We start from the raw sequence: 19,404 nt of genomic DNA, 5'->3' as shown, positions 1-19,404 counted from the left end.
CTGCGCATGTGCTGATCCCTTCGTGGTGGGGGTGCGGGGATGGCGAGCGGTGCGCGTGCGGCTCAGGCGCGCAGCCAGGCCGCCGTGTCGCGCGGCAGCCGGCCCGCGTCGTCCAGCGGGCCGCTGCTGAGCAGGAGTCGGGAGTGCGTGGGCAGGGCGGCGGGTGCGGCGGAGAGGTTCACGACGCAGATCACGCCCTGGGCGCGGGCGAAGGCGAGCACACCCTCGGGGGCGGGCAGCCAGGTCAGCGGGCCGTCGCCGAAGACCGGGCGGGTGACGATGGCGTCGCGGTAGAGGGAGAGCATGGAGTGCGGGTCCCGCCGCTGAATGTCGACCGCGTACGAGGTCCAGTCGAGCGGCTGTGGAAGCCACGGCTCCGCGCGCGAGCCGAATCCCGCGTACGGGGCGTCGGCCGCCCAGGGCAGCGGTACCCGGCAGCCGTCCCGGCCCGGGTCGGCACCGTCCGATCGGAAGTGCATCGGATCCTGGATGCGGTCCAGCGGGAGCTCGGCCTCCGGGAGCCCCAGCTCCTCCCCCTGGTAGACGTAGACGGCCCCGGGCAGCGCCAGCGTCAGCAGCGCCGCCGCGCGGGCCCGGCGGGTGCCCAGCGCCAGGTCCGTCGGGGTGCCGAAGGCCTTGGCGGCGAAGTCGAAACCCGTGTGCTCGCGGCCGTAGCGGGTGACGGTGCGCGTCACGTCGTGGTTGGACAGCACCCAGGTGGCCGGAGCCGCGACGGGCGCGTGCTCGGCGAGGGTGGTGTCGACGCAGGCGCGCAGCCGCTCGGCGTCCCAGGGGCAGGTCAGGAAGGAGAAGTTGAAGGCGGTGTGGAGTTCGTCGGGGCGCAGGTAGCGGGCGAAGCGTTCGGGGTCGGGGAGCCAGACCTCGCCGACGAACACACCGCCGTAGGCGTCGGCCACGGACCGCCAGGAGCGGTAGATGTCGTGGAGTTCGTCGCGGTCGACGAACGGGTGCGGGCCCGGATGGCCGGCCAGGTCGGGCAGCCTGGGGTCCTTGGCTAGCAGGGCCGCCGAGTCGATGCGGACGCCGGCCGCACCGCGCTCGAACCAGAAGCACAGGATGTCCTCGTGCTCCTGGCGGACCGCCGGATGGGCCCAGTTCAGATCGGGCTGCTCGGGGGTGAACAGATGCAGGTACCAGTCGCCGTCGGGCAGCCGGGTCCACACCGGGGCGGACGAGCCGGCGAACTGCGAGGGCCAGTCGTTGGGCGGGAGTTCGCCGTGCGTGCCGCGCCCGCGCCGGAAGTGGAACAGTTCCCGCTCCGGGCTGCCGGGCCCGGCGGCCAGGGCCGCCCGGAACCAGGGGTGCCGGTCGGAGACATGGTTGGGCACGATGTCGACGATGGTCCGGATGCCCAGCCCGCTCGCCTCGGCGATGAGCTTCTCGGCCTCGGCGAGGGTGCCGAACGCCGGGTCGACGGCACGGTAGTCGGCGACGTCGTAACCGCCGTCCTTCATGGGCGACAGGTACCAGGGGCTGAACCACAGGGCGTCCACGCCGAGTTCGGCGAGGTACGGCAGCCTGGCGCGGACTCCCGCGAGGTCGCCGGTGCCGTCTCCGTCACCGTCCGCGAAGCTGCGGACGTACACCTGGTAGATGACGGCCGAGCGCCACCAGTCAGGATCCTTCGGGGCATGGGTGGGCTGTCCCACGGGCTTGCCTTTCTGTAGACGGGGCGGCTGTGTCAGCCCTTGGTGCTGCCCGCGCCGATCCCGGCGATGATGTGCCGCTGGAAGACGAGGAACAGCGCCACCATCGGGATGCTGGCGATCACCATCGCGGCGATCAGCACGGTGAGCTGGATGTTCTGCGACAGCTGGACGAGTGCCACACTGATCGGCTGCTCGCCGGTGTCGGAGAAGACCATCAGCGGCCACAGGAAGTCCTGCCACACCGCGACGAGGGCGAAGATCGACACCACTGCGAGCACCGGCCGGGACATGGGCAGCACGACCGACCACAGGATGCGCAGCCTGCCCGCGCCGTCGATCTCGGCGGCCTCCAGGACATCGCGCGGCAGCTGGTCGAAGAACCGCTTCAGCAGGTAGAGGTTGAAGGCGTTGGCGACGGCCGGGAGCCAGATGGCGAGGGGGTCGTTGAGCAGGCTGGTGTGGATCAGCGGGAGGTCGGCGACGGTCAGGTACTTGGGTACGACCAGCGCCTGCGCCGGGACCATCAGGGTGGCGAGGATGCCGCCGAGGATCACCTTGCCGAAGGCGGGCCTCAGCCTGGACAGCGCGTAGGCGGCCGCCGTGCAGAACACCAGCTGGAACGCCCAGGCACCGGCCGCCTGCACCACCGTGTTCCACAGGTGCCGCGGCAGCTGCATCAGGTCGAAGGCGTCGGTGTAGCCGGCGAGATGCCAGTGCTTCGGTACGAGTGCCGGCGGGGTCCGGGCCACCTCGTCCGGGGACTTCATCGCACCGGTCACCATCCAGTAGACCGGGAAGAGGAAGGCGAGCGCGAAGAGGACGACGACGGCGGTGAACACCGTCCAGTAGATCGCCTTCCCGCGCGGGCGGGCGAGGGTGGCCGGGGAGATCAGGGTCCGGGCGCTCATGCGTCCCCCTCGGCGCGGGTGAGCCGCAGATAGACGGCGGAGAAGGCGCCGAGCAGGACGAGGAGCATGACGCTGAGCGCGCAGGCGCCGCCGAAGTCGTTGTAGAGGAAGGCGTATTTGTAGATGAGGTAGAGGACGGTGACGGTGGCGTTCTCGGGACCGCCGCCCGTGATGACGAACGGCTCGGTGAACACCTGCATGGTGGCGATGATCTGAAGGAGCATCAGCATCAGGACGACAAACCTGGTCTGCGGGATCGTCACGTGCCGGATGCGCTGGAGCAGGTGCGCGCCGTCCAGTTCGGCGGCCTCGTACAGCTCGCCGGGGATGGACTGCAGGGCGGCCAGGTAGATGAGGACGGTGCCGCCCATGTTGGCCCAGGTGGCCACGATCACGAGGGAGAGGAGCGCGGTGTCGGTGCCGTTGGACCAGTTCGAGGTGGGCAGGTGCAGGAAGCGCAGCGTCTCATTGGCGAGCCCTGCTCCGGGGTCGTAGAACCACTTCCACAGCAGGGCGCTGACCACCGGCGGGATCATCACCGGCAGGTACACCACGACTCGGAAGAAGGCCTTCGCGTGCCGCAGTTCGTTCAGGACGAGGGCGAGGACGAAGGGGACGGCGAAGCCGATCAGGAGGGCCAGCAGGGTGAAGGCGAGGGTGTTGCGCCAGGCCTCGGTGAACTCGGGGTCGTGCCAGACGCGGGTGAAGTTGGCGGTGCCGACCCACTCGGGGGACGAACCGGGCGTGTACTTCTGGAAGGCGAGGACGACCGCGCGGATCGCCGGGTACCAGGAGAACAGGGCGAAGCAGATCAGGCCGCCGAGGAGGAACGCGTAGGCGCGGGCCTGGTCGATCAGGCGGCTCCGCCCCCGGCTCCCCGCCGGGGGCGGAGCCGGGACCGGGTGGACGGCGGGCTCCTCGACAGGACGCCGCTCGACCGTCTTGGCCATGGCGGTCAGCCCCGGGCCAGAATGCTGTCGATCTTGCCGGACGCGTCCCGGAGGAGCTGGTCGATGTCCGCGTCCTTCTTGGTCAGGACGGCGGAGACGACACCGTCGAGGACGGAGTAGATCTGCTGGGCGTCCGGCGGCTCGATCTTCATCGTCAGCTGCCGGTTGCCGTCGAGGAAGGCCCGGTAGTTCGCCACCGGGACATTGGCGTTGGCCTTCTTGACCTGCTGGTCCTTGGCGTCGGCGGCGCCGGTGAACAGGCGCGGCTCGGGCAGGCCGACCGGCGCGTCGTGCTTCCGGGCGCGGGCGTAGTCGCCGAGGAAGCCGGATCCCGGGGTGAGGAACATGTGGTCGAGCCACTTCAGGCCGGCGCGGATCTGGGCGGGTGTGTCGTTCTTGTCGAACATGTAGCCGTCGCCGCCGATGAGCGTGCCCTTGCCGCCGGGCATGGGGGCCAGGGCGAGGTCCTGGTAGCTGCCGCCCTTCTCCTTGACCAGGATCGGGATGTTGTCCGGGGCGGACAGGTACATGCCGAGCTTGCCCGAACCCATCATCTGCTGCACGTCGTTGATGACGAGGAGCTGCTTGCTGCCCATGGAGTCGTCGGCCCACCGCATGTCGTGCAGGTTCTGGAGGACGGCGTGGCCCTCGGGGGTGTCGACCGTGGCCTTCTTGCCGTCGGGGCCGACGACGTCGCCGCCCTGTGAGTACAGCTCGGCGGTGAAGTGCCAGCCACCCTGGTTCTGCGCGCTGTAGTCGGCGTATCCGACGGTTCCGTCGCCGAGGGCGGCGATCCTCTTGGCGTCGGCGCGGACCTCGTCCCAGGTCGCCGGGGGCCTGTCGGGGTCGAGTCCGGCCTTCTCGAACAGCTCGCGGTTGTAGATCAGACCCATCGAGTAGCCGGTACGCGGGATGCCGTAGACCTTCCCGTCCACGGTGTAGATGTCCCGCAGTTGCTTCTGGATGGTGCCGTAGCTCTTCAGCTCCCTGAGATACGGCGTGAGTTCGGCCGCCTGACGGATGTCGACGACGTGCTTGGCGTCGGTGAAGTACGTGTAGAACACGTCCTCCATCTGTCCGCCGGCGAGCTTGGCGTCGAAGGTCTTCGGGTCCTGGCAGGGGAACGCGTCGTGCGCGACGACGTCGATGTCCGGGTTCCGCTTCTCGAACGAGGCGATGTCCTCCTCGAAGAACCTCCGGTCGACCTTGGCGCTGCGGGGCGGCTCGCAGTTGACGGTGATGCGGGTCTTGCCGCTCGCCGTGCCGTCGTCGCCCGACCCGCAGGCGGACGCGGCGAGGGCGAGGGAGGAACAGAAGCCGATCGCGACGACGGTGCGGCGGAACCCGGTGCTTCTCATCGGTGGACCCCCTGATGGCACGCATGGCAGGAGCGGTGGGCGCCGCACACTCAAGCACCGCCGACACCGGGCCGCAAGATATCGCGCAGAATCTGTAATTATTCGACAGTTAGTGTCGCGTCGCCGATCTCAGTCGCGCGGGGCTTGCGCGGTGGAGCCGCGCACCACCAGCTCGGGCTCGAACAGCAGCTCCTCGGCGGGTACGGCGGTGCCCGCGATCTGGGCGTTCAGCAGCTCCACGGCCGCGCGGCCCATGGCCTCGATGGGCTGGCGGACGGTGGTCAGCGGAGGTTCGGTGCAGTTCATGAACGCCGAGTCGTCGTAGCCGACGACGGAGATGCGCCCGGGGACGTCGTGTCCCTTGCGGCGGGCGGCCCGGACGGCGCCCAGGGCGAGGGGGTCGCTCGCGCAGATGATGCCGGTGACGCCTCGCTCGATCAGCCGGGCGGCGGCCGCGTGACCGCCCTCCAGGGAGAAGATGGCCCGGGCGACGAACTCGTCCGGCAGATCGCCGGCGACGGCGCGCGCGGCGGCCAGCTTGCGCGCCGAGGGGACATGGTCGCCGGGGCCGAGGACCAGGCCGATCCGTTCGTGGCCGAGGGAGGCGAGGTGCCTCCAGGCCTGCTCGACGGCGACGGCGTCGTCGCAGGACACGCCCGGGAAGCCGAGGTGTTCGATGGCCGCGTTGACCAGCACCACCGGGATGTTGCGGTCGGCGAGCCGCCGGTAGTGGTCGTGCGGCGCGTCCGCCTGCGCGTACAGGCCGCCCGCGAAGACCACGCCGGAGACCTGCTGTTGCAGCAGCAGCTCCACGTAGTCCGCCTCCGAGACGCCGCCCTTGGTCTGGGTGCACAGCACCGGGGTGAGCCCGAGCTGGGCGAGCGCGCCCCCGATGACCTCGGCGAAGGCCGGGAAGATCGGGTTCTGCAGCTCCGGCAGGACCAGGCCGACGAGCCGGGCGCGTTCACCGCGCAGCTGGGTGGGGCGCTCGTAGCCGAGGACGTCGAGGGCCGACAGCACCGCCTGCCGGGTGGCCGCGGAGACTCCCGGCTTGCCGTTGAGCACCCGGCTGACCGTGGCCTCGCTGACCCCGACCTTCTTCGCCACTTCCGCAAGTCGTCGCGTCATGCGCGCAAGGCTAGCGCAAGTTACGCAAGCTGTTTGCGTAACCCGGGCGCGCGGCAGCTGAGGCCGAGAGGGGGCTGCCCGGCCCCGTCGGCGACCTGAACGCCGACGGAGCCGGGTCAGTCCTCGGCGGCCGGGACGACCGTCAGATGGCCGCCTGTGCCGCGCCGACGGCGCGGGCGGCGGGCGGTCACGGCCGGGCGGCGGGCGTCACGCAGGACCATGGTCAGGCGTGTGCAGCCGATCTCCGCCAGGGTGGGGGTCGTCTCGTCGACGATCCGGCACTCGGTCGGGCCCCGGCGCGGGTCGGGATGGAGCAGGAGGCGCAGGGCGCCGTCGAGCTGCGTCGCGGCCTCGCCGACGGCACGGATCCAGTGCGGCAGGCCCTGCCGGTAGGCGGCCTCCATGATCGGGTCCTGGGCGAGGTCGCGGCGGATCGACTGGAGTTCGTGGTCGTGGCCGCAGCGTTCAAGGGCGGTCTTGAGGTGGGCCAGCATCGGCAGGCACCAGCCCGACTCGTGTTCGCCGAGGACGTCGCCGGCATCCGGGTGGAACAGGACGAACCTGAGGAAGTTGTCCCCGGGCATGGCCGTCGGGTGAGGGCGCACGCCACGGAAGAGCGCCTCGAACGCGCCGTTGGCCCTGACCACGTTCCAGCGGTGGTCGACGACCAGGGACGGGAAAGGGACGGCCTCCAGCAGCGTGGCGTAGTCCTGGAGATACGCCTGGGCATCGCAGCCCTCGACGACGGACCGCGGCGCCGGCCGCTGCCCTCCTGCCTGATGTGCCATCGGGAGGTCACCCCTCTTGCCTCTGCGGCCTTCGCGCGGCGAAGCGATCCTGCTGCCCAGACAAGACGCATGTCAACTATCGTGGCATTCCACGTCGGTTGACGGCTGAAATTCGCCACAGTTGTGGCGAGACCTGGATGTGAGTTCGAAGCACCCGCTACTCTCCGGGAAGTTCACGAGATCCGTCGTGAGAAGCGCGGACACACCTGAAGCCCTCGAGAGACGTAGGAGTTCTGTCGGTGACGGATGGCTACGAGGATCCGGGCGCCACGGAGACCGCTCAGCTGCCGGCCGTCGTCGCCCGCGTCACCGGGCTCGCCGACCGGCTCGGAGTCCCGCACTCCGAGGTCTTCGACGTCGGGCGGCTCTCCGTCGCCTGCGGGGTCCCCGAGCCGGTGGTCAAGGCTCTGCTCAGCGGCCGCCCGGCGGGCGAGCCGGACGTCCAGGCGCGCTTTCTGCAGCGCCTGGACCTGCTGCGCCGTACCCGGCTGAAACCGAACGGCCGCAAGTACACCCAGCAGGAGATCGCCGACGGCGCGGGCATGTCCCGGCAGCAGGCCGGCGCGCTCATCAACGGCGACCGGCGGCCCACCATGGAGCACTGCGACGCGCTGCAGCGGTTCTTCCGCGTGCACGCGGGATTCCTCACGGCGGAGGATCCCGAGGCGCTGGCGGGCGCGCTGCAGCGCACCGAGCAGGAACTGCTGCAGAAGCTCGCCGACCGGGAGCGGGCCGCGGCCGCGGCCGCGAACGATCCGCTGGAGCGGCTGCTGCAGGACCACGGGGTGCGCGGGATCGCCTGGCGGGCCGCGCAACTGCCCACGGACCAGCACCGGGACAAGGTCGCGGAGTGGCTGGACATGCTCCTGGAGAGCGTCAAGCGGCCCGAGTCGTGATCCGGGGGAGGACTGTGGGCATCGGCAGGGACATGCGGCGGCTGTGCACCGAGCTGGTCGGGGAACTCGCCCTGCCCGGACCTGTCCCGCCGCACGAGCTGTACCGTGCGCTGTGCGAGGCGATGAGCCGCCGCCGCGGCCGTCCCGTGCAGTTCCGTACGGCGGTCTTCCCGCCGGACACGGCCAGCGGGCTGTGGCTGGACCTGACCGACCGCGACCTGGTCGTCGTCGAGGAACGCACCGCGCCGGACCACCAGTTGGTGATCCTCGGCCACGAGCTGTGGCACATGCAGGCCGGGCACTGCGGTCACCTCACCGACGGGGCGGGTGTCGGCGTCGCCACGCGTCTGCTGAGCGAGGGCTCCGACCCTGCGGCGCTCGCGGCCGCGGTGCAGCGGGTCGCCGCCCGCACCCGCTTCGAGCAGTCCGAGGAGCGTGACGCCGAGTCCTTCGGGCTCCTGCTGGCCAGCAAGTGCCGCACCTGGCTTGCCGGTTCGGCCCTGCGCGGCCCGGTCCGACGCAACGACGTGGCGGGCCGCATCGAGGCGTCTTTGGGGTATCTGGGCTCACAGGGCTGAACGGCCCAACCCGGTGAGGCACTCCCGCGGGCGACCGGGCGAACCGGCATTGTCAGTGGTGGACGGCAAGCTGGTACGTGCGCCGCAGGGCGCGCGACCGTGCTGCCGAACCGGGGAGAGCCGACCGATGCCCACCGCCGTACTGACCGACCGCGAGCGCACCGCCGTACAGGCCTACCTCCGGCTGCTGCACACCGTGCGCGCCGCCTTCGACGGACCACCGGGCGGCGGCCGTCCCGTGGTCGTCCCACCCGCCGTGCTGGCCGAGGCGGAACGGGCCCTGGAGCGGGCGGGACTCGCGGGCAACGAGGAGCAGTTCTTCCGGCTGGTGCGCCACTGGTGCCCGCAGGAGTGAGCCGGCGCCCGGTGGCCGTTCCGTAGCCCGCTCAGCAGTGCGGGACGGTCACCGCCGTCAGCACCAGCCCGTCCTCGGCCAGCCAGCGGCCCTCGAATCCGCTCAGGCGGGTGCCGCCCACCAGCGGGCCGGGGACGAGAAGGCGGGCGTGGAAGCGGCCGCGCGTGCCCTGGCCGGTCGCCGGGAACAGCTCGATGTCGGCCTCGGAGAAGTCGAGCCAGGCGCGGGTGAGGGGGAACCACGCCTTGTAGACGGACTCCTTGGCGCTGAACAGCAGCCGGTCCCAGTGGACGGCGGGCCGGGTGGTGGACAGCTCGCGGTGCCGGTCCTGTTCGGCGGGCAGCGAGATGGCCTCGAAGACGCCGTCCGGCACCGGTGCGTGCGGTTCGGCGTCGATACCGAGGGAGGCCAGGTCCGTGGCACGGACCAGGGCGGCGGCACGGTAGCCGTCGCAATGGGTCATGCTGCCGGCCAGTCCCTCGGGCCAGATCGGGGCGCCGCGCTCGCCGGTCAGGACGGGCTGCGGTGGGACGCCGAGCTTCTCCATGGCGCGCCGGGCGCAGACCCGCACGGACGTGAACTCGCGGCGGCGCTTGTCCACCGCCCGCGCCACGAGCTGCTGCTCCTCGGGATACAGCGGGGTGTCCCTGGCCTCCTCATCCCCGTACGTTTCCACGGCCACCACCGACTCCGGGAGCAGCTCCTCGATCACCGGGCCCGACCTCCATCGGCAGGATGCGGCGCAGTCGTCCCGGGGGTACCGGACGCTTGCGCCATTCGCGGGGGTATCCCACGGATACCTCTTCAAAGCGGACGCCCTCGTGCCAGGTGGTCCGCGGGATGTGCAGATGACCGTAGACCATGGTCTGGACACGGAAGCGGTGGTGCCAGTCGGCGGTGAGCTCGGTACCGCACCACATCGCGAACTCCGGGTGCCACAGCACGTCCGTCGGATGCCGGTCCAACGGATAGTGGTTGGCCAGGACGGTGGGCAGGTCCTCGGGCAGCTCGGCGAGCCTGCGCGCCGTCTCCGCCACCCGGGCGCGGCACCAGGCCTCGCGGCTCGGGTAGGGGTCGGGGTGCAGCAGGTACTCGTCGTTGCAGATGATGCCGGTGCTCTCCGCGTAGGCCAGACCCTGCGCCTTGGTGACACACCCGGCCGGCAGGAACGAGTAATCGTACAGGAGGAACAGCGGGGCGACGACGACCGGCCCGCCGGGGCCCTGCCACACCGGATAAGGGTCCTCGGGCGTGGTCACGCCCAGCTCACGGCAGAGTTCGACGAGGTGTTCGTAGCGGGCGACGCCACGCAGGTCGACGGTGTCCCTCGGATGGGTCCACAGCTCGTGGTTGCCCGGCGACCACAGGACCTTGCGGAAGCGGTCCGCGAGCGTGGCGAGGGTCCAGCGGATGTCCTCGACAGTCTCCGCGATGTCCCCGGCGACGATCAGCCAGTCGTCCTCCGTGTGGGGGCGCATCTGCTCGACCAGCGCGCGGTTCTCCGGATAACTGATGTGCAGGTCACTGATGGCCAGCAGCTGTCCGGCCCTGGCCGTCGACTCCACCCCGCGCCCCTTCCGATCATGCCGTAGGCACCACGACAACATATTCACGGGCCGGACACAAGGGGATTCCGGGCGCGGCGCCGTTGGACATCACGGGAAAATCCGTAACCTGCGCGTTGCACGCGCGCCCTCTTGAAAGCCGTATGATCGGCCCAACACCAACGCCTCTAACTTCCCTTCACACAGGGCCGTTTGGTGTCCCTTCCTCCCTCCTGCCCGGGCACGGGCCGCTGCGCCCTGCCCGAAATCCCCGAAAGGCGGCCTGCATGATCTCTCGCGTACGCGTCTGGCTCAACCGCACGTACGCGGAGAACGTGTTCTTCATGGATCAGCTGCGGAGAAATCCCAGCGACCGGGCGGTCGAGATCCATGCCACGCACGGCGACGCCGACTCCCCCGTGCTGGCCGCCGCCGACACCGCCGACCTGGAGCCGGAGGGCCTGTCCCCGGCCGCGTACGTCGAGTACGCCCTGGACCAGTGCGCGCGGCGCGGCATCGACGTGTTCGTGCCCCGGCTGCACCAGACGGCGATCGTGGCGCACCGCGCCGACTTCGCGGCGGTGGGTACGGCGCTGCTGGCGCCGACGCCGCAGGCGGTGGCCGTGTTCGAGGACAAGGCGACCGCGTACGAGGCGGTCCGCTCGGTCGGCGTGCCGGTTCCGCCGTGGTGGCGGGTGCGTACGGCGGACGAACTCGTCGCCGCGGTCGAGGAGTTGGAAGCGGGCGGACACAAGGCGTGCTTCAAGCCCGCGGCGGGCGCGGGCGGGGTCGGCTTCCGTGTGATCACCCGCACACCCTTCTCGCTGATGCACTTGAACGGCTTTCCCGGGCCCCACGTCCAGCTGGACCTGGTCGTCGAGGCGCTGGAGCGGGCCGAGGAGCCGGTGGACTGGGTGGTGATGCCGCGCCTGGAGGAGCCGGAGGTGTCCGTGGACTGCCTGACCGGGCCGGACAACCACGTCCGGCTGGCCGTGGGCCGCACCAAGAACGGCCGCCGCCGGGGCTTCACCCTGCACGAGCAGTGGCTGGAGCCGGCCCGGCTGATCGCGGAGGGATTCGGGCTGCACCACCTGTCCAACATCCAGTTCCGGATGTTCGGAGACCGCCCGGTCCTGCTCGACGTCAACACACGTCCCGCGGGCGGCCTGCACCAGCTGTCGCTCTGTGGGGTGAACGCCCCTTGGGCGGCCGTGCAGCTGGCCCTCGGCGAAGACCCGGGTGTGATCGAGCCGCCGTTCCTGGGACAGGACTACACGGTGGTGTCGGGGCCGCGTCCGCTGATGCCTGCGGCACTTCCGCGGCAGAGGGTGGAGTCGGCCGAGGTGTTGCCGCCGGCGGCCCCGGTCCATGTGCAGTCGGCTTCGGCGGCTGAGGTGCTGCCGCTGTAGGTCGTATGCCGGGTGCGGGTCGTACCTGGTTGCTCGCGCCCACGCGGCGGAGCCGCATATCGAACACAGCCCCGCGCCCCTTTCGGGGCGCTTCAGTTCACCGGTATGGACCAATACCCGGCGCGACCCTTGACAGCCGGATTGGTCCATACCAACTTTGATGGCGCAGCTTTCCGCACTCCCCTGTACTCCCCAACATCCCATCCCCACAGGGAGATCGCGTGCGCCACATACTCGGGCGTCACAGACGCCGGCTCCTCGCTCTGGTCGGCTCCGCCGCTCTCGCGCTCGGCGGGGCCATCGCGCTGCCGGGCACGGCCCAGGCGGCCAACATCCTCACCAACCCCGGCTTCGAGTCGGGCGGCCTCTCCCCCTGGACCTGCACCGGCAACCTCGGCTCGGTCGTCTCCTCCCCCGTGCACGGCGGATCCACGGCCCTGCGGGGAGCGCCGACGTCCAGCGACGACGCGCAGTGCGGTCAGACGGTCGCGGTCCAGCCCAACACGACGTACACCCTTCAAGGCTGGGTCCGGGGTTCCTACGTCTATCTCGGCGTGGACGGCGGCGCGTCCACCTGGACGACGTCCCCGTCCGCGTACAGCCCGCTCAGTGTCTCCTTCACCACCGGCGCCTCGCAGACCAGCGCCACCATCTATGTGCACGGCTGGTACGCGCAGGGTTCGTACTACGCGGACGACATCAGCCTGGACGGCCCGGGCGGCGGAGGCGGCGGGGACACCCAGGCGCCGACCGCGCCCGGCGGGCTCACCTCGACCGGCAAGACCTCTTCGAGCGTCTCGCTGCGGTGGAACGCCTCGACGGACAACGTGGGTGTGACGGCGTACGACATCTACAGCGGATCGAGCCGGGTCCTCAGCGTCTCCGGTACGTCCGCCACGGTCGGCGGGCTGTCGCCGAGCACGTCGTACACCTTCAGCGTGAAGGCGCGGGACGCGGCCGGGAACACCTCCCCGGCGTCCGGCTCCGTGTCCGTGACGACGGACGCGGGCAGCGGCGGCGGCAGCGGGTTCAAGCAGGCGGCGCCGTATCTGTACGAGGGCTGGGGGGATCCGCCGAGCCCGTCCACGGTGATGAGCGCGACGGGCGCCAAGTGGTTCACGATGGCGTTCGTGCTGGACTCGGGAGGCTGCACGCCCGCCTGGGACGGCAGCCGGGCGCTGACCGGCGGGGTCGACCAGAGCGCCATCAACCAGATCCGCTCGGCGGGCGGTGACGTCGTGCCGTCGTTCGGCGGCTGGCAGGGCAGCAAACTCGGCGCCAACTGCTCCTCGTCGAGCGCGCTCGCCGGAGCGATACAGAAGGTGATCGACGCCTACTCGCTCAAGGCGATCGACATGGACATCGAGAACACGGACGAGTTCGAGAACGAGGCCGTGCAGGCGAGGATCCTCACCGCGCTGAAGACGGTCAAGGCGAACAACCCGGGTCTGAAGACCATCGTCACCTTCGGCACCGCGACCACCGGCCCGACCTACTACGGCAACCGGCTCATCGAGCAGGCGCAGTCGCTCGGCGCGGACATCGACGTCTTCACGATCATGCCGTTCGACTTCGGCGGCGGCTCCGACATGTACGGCAACACGGTGGGCGCGGCCGAGGGGCTGAAGGCGAAGCTGAAGTCGACGTTCGGCTGGGACGACGCGACCGCCTACGCGCACATCGGCATCTCCGGCATGAACGGCCTGTCCGACCAGCAGGAGACGACCACCCCGGCGATCTGGACCCAGATCCGTGACTGGGCCGACTCCCACCACATCGCCCGGCTCGCCTTCTGGTCGGTCAACCGCGACCGGCCCTGCCCGGGCGGCGGTGTCGCCGAGAACTGCTCCGGCATCAGCCAGAACAACTGGCAGTTCACCTCGATCACGGCCGGCTTCACCGGCTGAGCACCGCCCCGGCACGACCGGGATCCCCCCGGCTTTCGGGCCGGGGGGATTTTTTTCGCTCAGGGTGTATCAGGGGACTGTCCGGCCGCTCTCTATATCAGGAACACGGAAAACCCCCCGGGGGGGGACAACGGGGGGAGCGTCAAAGGGGGTTCGGGGGAAACGGGGTACGGGGGAAACGGGGTACGGGGGATCGGGTCGGTCGGTCGCGGTCACGGGGAGCGACCGGCCGGCCCGACGTACGTCTTCTGGCGCCCGGTCAGAAGCTCGCCTCGGCGCGCCGCAGGCGCAGTGTCAGGATCTGGAAGGGACGCAGCGCGACGGAGACCGTACCGTCGGCCGCCGTGTCCACGTCTTCCAGAGGCCGTTCCAGCAGGTCGGTGACCAGGGCACCGGCGAGTGGGAATCCGGTGCGCAGCACACCGCCCGCCCGGCCGCCCCGGGATTCGTAGAGCCGCACGACGACGTCGCCGGAGCGGTCGTCGGCGAGCTTGACCGCCTCGACCGTGACGCCCTCCCCGTCCACCGACACCACCGGCTCCGGCGCGCCCGCCGCCCCGGCCACCCGCAGGGGAAGGTTCAGCGCGTAGCCCTCGGCGACCGCGTCCGCGATCTCCGCGCCGGGCAGCAGGGAGTAGGTGAAGCGGTGCCGGCCCTGGTCCGCGCCGGGGTCCGGGACACGCGGGGCCCGCACCAGGCTGAGGCGGACCGTGGTGGTCGTACGTCCGTCCTCGCCGACCGTGCGGGAGACGTCGTGGCCGTACGTCGAGTCGTTGAGGATCGCGACGCCGTAGCCGGGTTCGCCGATGTGCACCCAGCGGTGACCGGAGACCTCGAAGCGGGCCGCCTCCCAGCTGGTGTTGGTGTGGGTGGGGCGCTGGACGTGGCCGAACTGGATCTCGGCAGAGGAGTACGGGGCGCGGAGGTCCACCGGGAAGGCGGCCTTGAGGATCTTCTCCGCCTCGTGCCAGTCGATGTCCGTCTCGAAGTCGACGCGAGGGCTGCCCGCGCGGACCCTGATCGTCTGGGTGATCTTCGAGCCCTTGCCGAAGGAGCGCGTGACACGGATCGCGCCGACGAGCGGGCCCTCCTCGACGACGGTGACGGACTCGGCGTCCAGGAGGTCCGTGTACCGGTTCTTGTAGTGCTTGTCGATGTCCCAGGCGTCCCAGCAGTTCGGGAGGTCGGTGTGCAGGCGGAGCAGGTTGCCGGGCTCGGCGAGGACCTCGCGGTCCGCACGCAGATCGTGGAGGGACGACAGTGTGCCGTCCTCGGCCACCCGCACCCGGACCAGGCCGTTGTCCAGCACCCGCCCGTCGACCGTCACCGGCCGCGGCGGCTCGGCGTCCGTCAGCGGCGCGCTCCCGTTCGCGGGCACCTCGGCGTAGGCCGCCGTGCCCTCGGGGGTGCGGACCACCTCCGCGCGGGCGAAGGGGCTCGTGTTGAACACCCGTGTCCCGCCGGCCCCGAGCGCGGCGACGGCCTCGGCGGTGAGATCCTCCAGCTCCCGCGCCACGCGGGCGTATGCGGCCTCCGCCTCGCGGTGCACCCAGGCGATGGACGAGCCGGGGAGGATGTCGTGGAACTGGTGCAGCAGCACCGTCTTCCACAGGCGGTCGAGCTTCTCGTACGGGTAGGTGTAGCCCGGCGCGTGCAGCGCGGCCGTGGTCGCCCACAACTCGGCCTCGCGCAACCGGTGTTCGCTGCGCCGGTTGCCCTGCTTGGTGCGGGCCTGGGAGGTGTAGGTGGCGCGGTGCAGCTCCAGGTAGAGCTCGCCCACCCAGACCGGGGCGTCCGGGTACTCGGCGCGGGCCTTCGCGAAGAACGCGTCGGGGTGTTCGATCTCGACCTTCGGGGACCCTTCCAGGTTCTTCAGCCGCCGTGCCCGCTCCATGATCTCGCGGGTGGGGCCGCCACCGCCGTCGCCCCAGCCGAAGGGGGCCAGTGAGCGCGTGGCGGCGCCCTTCTCGCTGTAGTTGCGGACCGCGCGGGACATCTCCTCGCCGCTGAAGCGGGCGTTGTAGGTGTCGATGGGCGGGAAGTGGGTGAAGATGCGGGTGCCGTCGATGCCCTCCCACCAGAAGGTGTGGTGGGGGAACGGGTTGGTCTGGTTCCAGGAGATCTTCTGGGTGAGGAACCACTCGTTGCCGGCGAGCTTGGCGAGCTGCGGGTAGGCGGCGGTGTAGCCGAAGGAGTCCGGCAGCCACACGCCCTTGGTCTCGATGCCGAAGTGCTCGAGGAAGAACCGCTTGCCGTGGACGAGCTGGCGGGCGAGCGCCTCGCCGCCGGGCAGGTTGCCGTCGGCCTCGACCCACATGCCGCCGACCGGCGCCCACTGGCCCTTCTTCACCGACTCCTTGATGCGGGCCCACACGTGCGGGTAGCCGTCGCGCACCCACTCGTACTGCTGGGCCTGCGAGCAGGCGAAGACGAACTCCTCGTACTCCTCGGCCAGGGAGGTGACGTTGGAGAAGGTGCGGGAGGTCTTGCGCCTGGTCTCCCGGATCGGCCACAGCCAGGCCGTGTCGATGTGCGCGTGGCCGACGCCGGAGATGCGGTGCGCGCTCGCGTGCGCGGGTTTGGCCAGCACCGGCTTCAGCGCGTCCCGCACGGCGGCCGCCGAGCCGGAGATGTCGTCCAGGTCGAGGAGGTCCATGGCCCGGTCGAGGGCGTGCATGATCTCGTGCCGGCGCGGGTCGTGCTCGCCGAGCTCCTGCATCAGCTCGCGCAGTACCTGGAGATCCAGGTCGAGGTGCCAGACGTGCTCGTCGAGTACGGCGATGTCGGCGCGGCGGAAGGTGTACAGCGGACGGTCGCCGGCCGTCAGTACATCGCCGAGCGGCGTCGGCCGCGCGAAGCCGTCCGCCAGGATGTCCGGGTTCGACGCCGCCTCGACCAGGTAGTCGACCCGCTCGCCGCCCTCGGCGGGACGGGCGATCGGCACGTACTGGTTGAGCGGGTTGACGGCCTTCAGCGGCGTCCCGTCCCTCAGGTGCACCAGTGCCTCGGCCTGGTTGCCGGGCCAGTCCCCCACGAAGCCGAGGTCGATGACGGCCTCGACGCGCCGGCCCGCGAAGGAGGCCGGCACGTGTCCGCTCATCCGGAACCAGGTCGTACCCCAGGGCGGCCCCCATGAAGTCCCCCTCGCGAAGGGCTCGTACGACGCGGACGCCGCCTCCTCGAAAGAGACCGGCTCACCCGGGGCCTGCCAGGCCGACACCTCGAGGGGGACGCTGTCCGCGTGGATCGCGGGCTTGATGCGCTGGGTGTGGAGGCGCTGTACGCGCTCCTCGATCCGGCGGCGTTCATCATGCATGGCGGTCTCCAGTGAACGAGGAGGGAAAGCGCTTACTCAAGATACGCCAGGCCCGGATGGACCCGGGTGTAGCCCTCGACCAGCCTGCGGGCGACGTTCACGGAGTCGACCAGCGGGTGCAGCGCGAAGGCCTTGACGGCCGTCGCACGCGAACCGGACTCGGCGGCGGCCAGCACCTCGCGCTCGACGGCCTTGACCGCGCAGACCAGGCCGGTGGCGTGGCCGGGCAGCGGGGCGACGGCGACCGGGTGGGCGCCGTTGGCGTCGACCAGGCAGGGCACCTCGATGACGGCGTCCGCGTCGAGGACCGACAAGGTGCCCTGGTTGCGCACGTTGAGGATCAGGGTCGTGCGCTCGTCCCGGGCGATGGCCCGCATCAGCGCGAGGGCGACTTTCTCGTAGCCGCCGGAGAGGTCGTCGGCGTCGCGTTCGCCGGCGCCGGCCGTCTCCCGGTTCTCGGCCATGTAGGTCGCCTCGCGCTCGGCGCGGGTGCGGTCCCAGAGGTCCAGAGCACGGACGCCGGCGCGCCGGGCCTGCTCGTAGAACCGCGCCTGCTGGTCGCGCAGGAAGGCGCCGCGGGTCTTCTCGGCCTGTTGGTAGGCGTGTACGGCCTCGCGGTTGAAGTAGTAGTAGTGCAGGTACTCGTTGGGGATCGCGCCGAGCGAGCGAAGCCAGTCGGCCCCGAACAGCTTGCCCTCCTCGAAGGAGCCGAGCAGGCCGGGGTCGGCGAGCAGGCGGGGGAGTTCGTCGCGCCCGGCGACCAGCAGGCCACGTACCCAGCCGAGGTGGTTGAGGCCGACGTAGTCGATCCACGCGTCCTTCGGGCGCACGCCGAGCACCCGGGCGATGCGGCGGCCGAGGCCGACCGGCGAGTCGCAGATGCCGATGACCCGGTCGCCGAGGTGGCGGGACATGGCCTCGGTGACCAGGCCCGCCGGGTTGGTGAAGTTGATGACCCAGGCGTCGGGGGCGAGACGGGCCACCCGCCGCGCGATGTCGACGGCGACCGGGACCGTCCGCAGACCGTAGGCGATCCCGCCCGCGCCGACCGTCTCCTGGCCGAGCACACCCTCCGCGAGCGCCACGCGCTCGTCGTTCGCCCTGCCTTCCAGGCCGCCGACGCGGATCGCGGAGAAGACGAAGTCGGCGCCGCGCAGGGCCTCGTCGAGGTCGGTCGTCGCCCGCACGCGCGGAGCGTCGTCGACAGCCGACGCCTGCTCGGCCAGCACCCGGGTGACCGCGTCCAGCCGGCCGGCGTCCAGATCGTGCAGAACGACCTCCGTGACCCTCCCCTCGCCGCGGTCCCCCAGCAGCGCCCCGTACACGAGCGGCACCCGGAACCCGCCGCCGCCCAGAATCGTCAGCCTCACGCCTGAACCTTTCCCGCCCGGACGGCCTCGACGCCCGTCTCCCGCAGTGAGGATCGGGGCAACGGGCCGACCGGCGCGTACGTCGCCACCAGAGGGGCACGAACTTGTCACCGGCCTTGATCATGCCGCGCCCGACCGGCGCTTCGACGACCGACGTGCCTGTCCCCCGCACGCCCGGGCGCCTTCCGCCGGATGAGGTGATGCCGTCGTTCCGCCGGCGCGGCATGAACACTACTCGTCGGCTTCGAGCGGAACGATGCCCGGTTCCGCTCGGCTCTCGCCCCGGCTCCGGGGCGGCGCACGACGGCGCGCTGGAGTGCCGGTCGCGCCACGGGAGGGAACATGGCCGGACAGAGTGGGCAGCTCATGCGGGGTGCGCGTCTGGTGGGGACGCTGATGCTCACCTCCACCGACAAGTTCTGGTCCGACCACCGCTTCGAGCCCGGTCCGGCCTGGGAAGAGCTTCGTCCGCTCTTCGTGGCCTCCCACGAGGCCCGGGAACCCGGTGATGAGGAGGCTGCGACGGCCGCGGACGAGACGATCCACGCGCCGGGGGGGGTGCGGATCACCCGGGCGGACCACTGCGTCGCCATCGAGTCAACGCCGGGTCTTCAGGGCCGCTTCATCCGGGAGTTCTGGGGCCACGGAATTCTGCAGCGCGTGAGCGATGGAAGACCGGCCGGGCGCGTGGGCGCCGGGGTGTATGACAACGGTGTCGGCGCGCCGGGGCGCCGCGAGGTGTGCGGCGGCTTCGATGAGGCGGTGCACGACGGGCCGCTCGTCGCGGGCGGCACGGGCTTCGCCGATCGCGCGCCGCGGGCGGCCCTGTACGAGCACCGCGAGGGTGCGGCTCCGGTCGGCATCCGCTGCTTCCGGCACGAGGGGATCGTCGTCGCCAACCACCAGCGCACGCGCGCTCTGAGCCGGCTGGCGGCCGCCTGGGAGCTGTCGTTGGCCGACGGCCGGATCCTGACCGGGCCGGCCGAGCTGCCGGATCTGCGGCCCGGCGAGACGGCCGCCGTGCCGCTGCCCTTCGCGCTGCCCCCGGACGGCGGCGAGGCGTGGCTGACCCTGCGGGTGACGACGGCCGAGGACGAGCCCTGGGCACCTCGCGGCACGCAGGTGTGCGCGCCCCGGGTGCGGCTGCGCGCGCCCGTCGCACCCGCGTCCCGGCCTGCCGTCGCCGGGCGGCCGGTTCAGGTCCCCGCCCGCCTCGTTCCCGCCGGG

Annotated in this window: 15 protein-coding genes and 1 pseudogene; 6 read left to right on the top strand and 10 right to left on the bottom strand. The window is 71.2% G+C overall.

Annotated elements, in window-relative coordinates:
• Positions 1-62: 62 nt before the first annotated feature.
• From AVL59_RS14720 to AVL59_RS14695, 6 genes are all read right to left on the bottom strand, one after another.
• Complete coding sequence (locus AVL59_RS14720; protein WP_067303909.1) at positions 63-1,670, bottom strand: glycoside hydrolase family 13 protein; 1,608 nt, start codon at positions 1,668-1,670, stop codon at positions 63-65.
• A gap of 32 nt (positions 1,671-1,702) precedes the next feature.
• On the bottom strand, positions 1,703-2,578 hold the full coding sequence (locus AVL59_RS14715) for a carbohydrate ABC transporter permease (RefSeq protein WP_067303906.1): 876 nt from the start codon (positions 2,576-2,578) through the stop codon (positions 1,703-1,705).
• Positions 2,575-3,528: a carbohydrate ABC transporter permease gene (locus AVL59_RS14710; protein WP_067303904.1), complete on the bottom strand. Its 954-nt coding sequence runs from the start codon at positions 3,526-3,528 to the stop codon at positions 2,575-2,577. Before AVL59_RS14710 ends, AVL59_RS14715 begins: the two co-directional genes overlap by 4 nt.
• A gap of 5 nt (positions 3,529-3,533) precedes the next feature.
• Complete coding sequence (locus AVL59_RS14705) at positions 3,534-4,886, bottom strand: ABC transporter substrate-binding protein (RefSeq protein WP_067303902.1); 1,353 nt, start codon at positions 4,884-4,886, stop codon at positions 3,534-3,536.
• Positions 4,887-5,015: 129 nt separating this feature from the next.
• Entirely contained in the window at positions 5,016-6,014 is a 999-nt protein-coding gene (locus AVL59_RS14700) for a LacI family DNA-binding transcriptional regulator (protein ID WP_208870377.1), read from the bottom strand.
• Between the two features lie 116 nt (positions 6,015-6,130).
• Entirely contained in the window at positions 6,131-6,802 is a 672-nt protein-coding gene (locus AVL59_RS14695) for an MmyB family transcriptional regulator (protein ID WP_067303896.1), read from the bottom strand.
• Positions 6,803-7,041: 239 nt separating this feature from the next.
• Here AVL59_RS14695 and AVL59_RS14690 point away from each other — a divergent pair, with 239 nt between their 5' ends.
• From AVL59_RS14690 to AVL59_RS14680, 3 genes are all read left to right on the top strand, one after another.
• Positions 7,042-7,698 (top strand): helix-turn-helix domain-containing protein, encoded by a 657-nt coding sequence (locus tag AVL59_RS14690; protein ID WP_067303893.1) that lies wholly within the window; start codon positions 7,042-7,044, stop codon positions 7,696-7,698.
• Positions 7,699-7,730: 32 nt separating this feature from the next.
• Positions 7,731-8,276: a toxin-antitoxin system, toxin component gene (locus AVL59_RS14685; RefSeq protein ID WP_067317280.1), complete on the top strand. Its 546-nt coding sequence runs from the start codon at positions 7,731-7,733 to the stop codon at positions 8,274-8,276.
• A 127-nt stretch (positions 8,277-8,403) separates the two neighbouring features.
• Positions 8,404-8,631 carry a hypothetical protein gene (locus AVL59_RS14680; protein ID WP_067303891.1) on the top strand — a complete coding sequence of 76 codons (228 nt, stop codon included), beginning with the start codon at positions 8,404-8,406 and terminating at the stop codon, positions 8,629-8,631.
• A gap of 31 nt (positions 8,632-8,662) precedes the next feature.
• Here the strand turns inward: AVL59_RS14680 and AVL59_RS14675 are convergent, their stop codons facing one another.
• Both AVL59_RS14675 and AVL59_RS14670 read right to left on the bottom strand, forming a co-directional pair.
• Complete coding sequence (locus AVL59_RS14675; protein WP_067303888.1) at positions 8,663-9,343, bottom strand: 4'-phosphopantetheinyl transferase family protein; 681 nt, start codon at positions 9,341-9,343, stop codon at positions 8,663-8,665.
• Entirely contained in the window at positions 9,288-10,196 is a 909-nt protein-coding gene (locus tag AVL59_RS14670; protein ID WP_067303886.1) for a metallophosphoesterase family protein, read from the bottom strand. Before AVL59_RS14670 ends, AVL59_RS14675 begins: the two co-directional genes overlap by 56 nt.
• Before the next feature lie 266 nt (positions 10,197-10,462).
• Between AVL59_RS14670 and AVL59_RS14665 the strand changes: the two genes are divergently transcribed.
• On the top strand, positions 10,463-11,584 hold the full coding sequence (locus AVL59_RS14665) for an ATP-grasp domain-containing protein (protein WP_067303884.1): 1,122 nt from the start codon (positions 10,463-10,465) through the stop codon (positions 11,582-11,584).
• A gap of 221 nt (positions 11,585-11,805) precedes the next feature.
• Entirely contained in the window at positions 11,806-13,491 is a 1,686-nt protein-coding gene (locus AVL59_RS14660; protein ID WP_067303881.1) for a carbohydrate binding domain-containing protein, read from the top strand.
• A gap of 259 nt (positions 13,492-13,750) precedes the next feature.
• Here the strand turns inward: AVL59_RS14660 and AVL59_RS14655 are convergent, their stop codons facing one another.
• Together AVL59_RS14655 and AVL59_RS14650 are read right to left on the bottom strand one after the other, a co-directional pair.
• Positions 13,751-16,807: an alpha-mannosidase gene (locus AVL59_RS14655; RefSeq protein ID WP_067303879.1), complete on the bottom strand. Its 3,057-nt coding sequence runs from the start codon at positions 16,805-16,807 to the stop codon at positions 13,751-13,753.
• A gap of 32 nt (positions 16,808-16,839) precedes the next feature.
• Positions 16,840-18,177, bottom strand: a complete 1,338-nt coding sequence (locus AVL59_RS14650) for a 6-phospho-beta-glucosidase (protein ID WP_067303876.1) — start codon at positions 18,175-18,177, stop codon at positions 16,840-16,842.
• Between the two features lie 534 nt (positions 18,178-18,711).
• Between AVL59_RS14650 and AVL59_RS54185 the strand changes: the two are divergent.
• A pseudogene (locus AVL59_RS54185) lies at positions 18,712-19,380 on the top strand (DUF4981 domain-containing protein); the annotation flags it as partial.
• Positions 19,381-19,404 lie beyond the last annotated feature (24 nt).

The organism is Streptomyces griseochromogenes (genome assembly GCF_001542625.1).
GTDB lineage: Bacteria > Actinomycetota > Actinomycetes > Streptomycetales > Streptomycetaceae > Streptomyces > Streptomyces griseochromogenes.
Note: the sequence above shows the minus strand (reverse complement) of the source record. Positions and strands in the feature narration are given on the sequence as shown.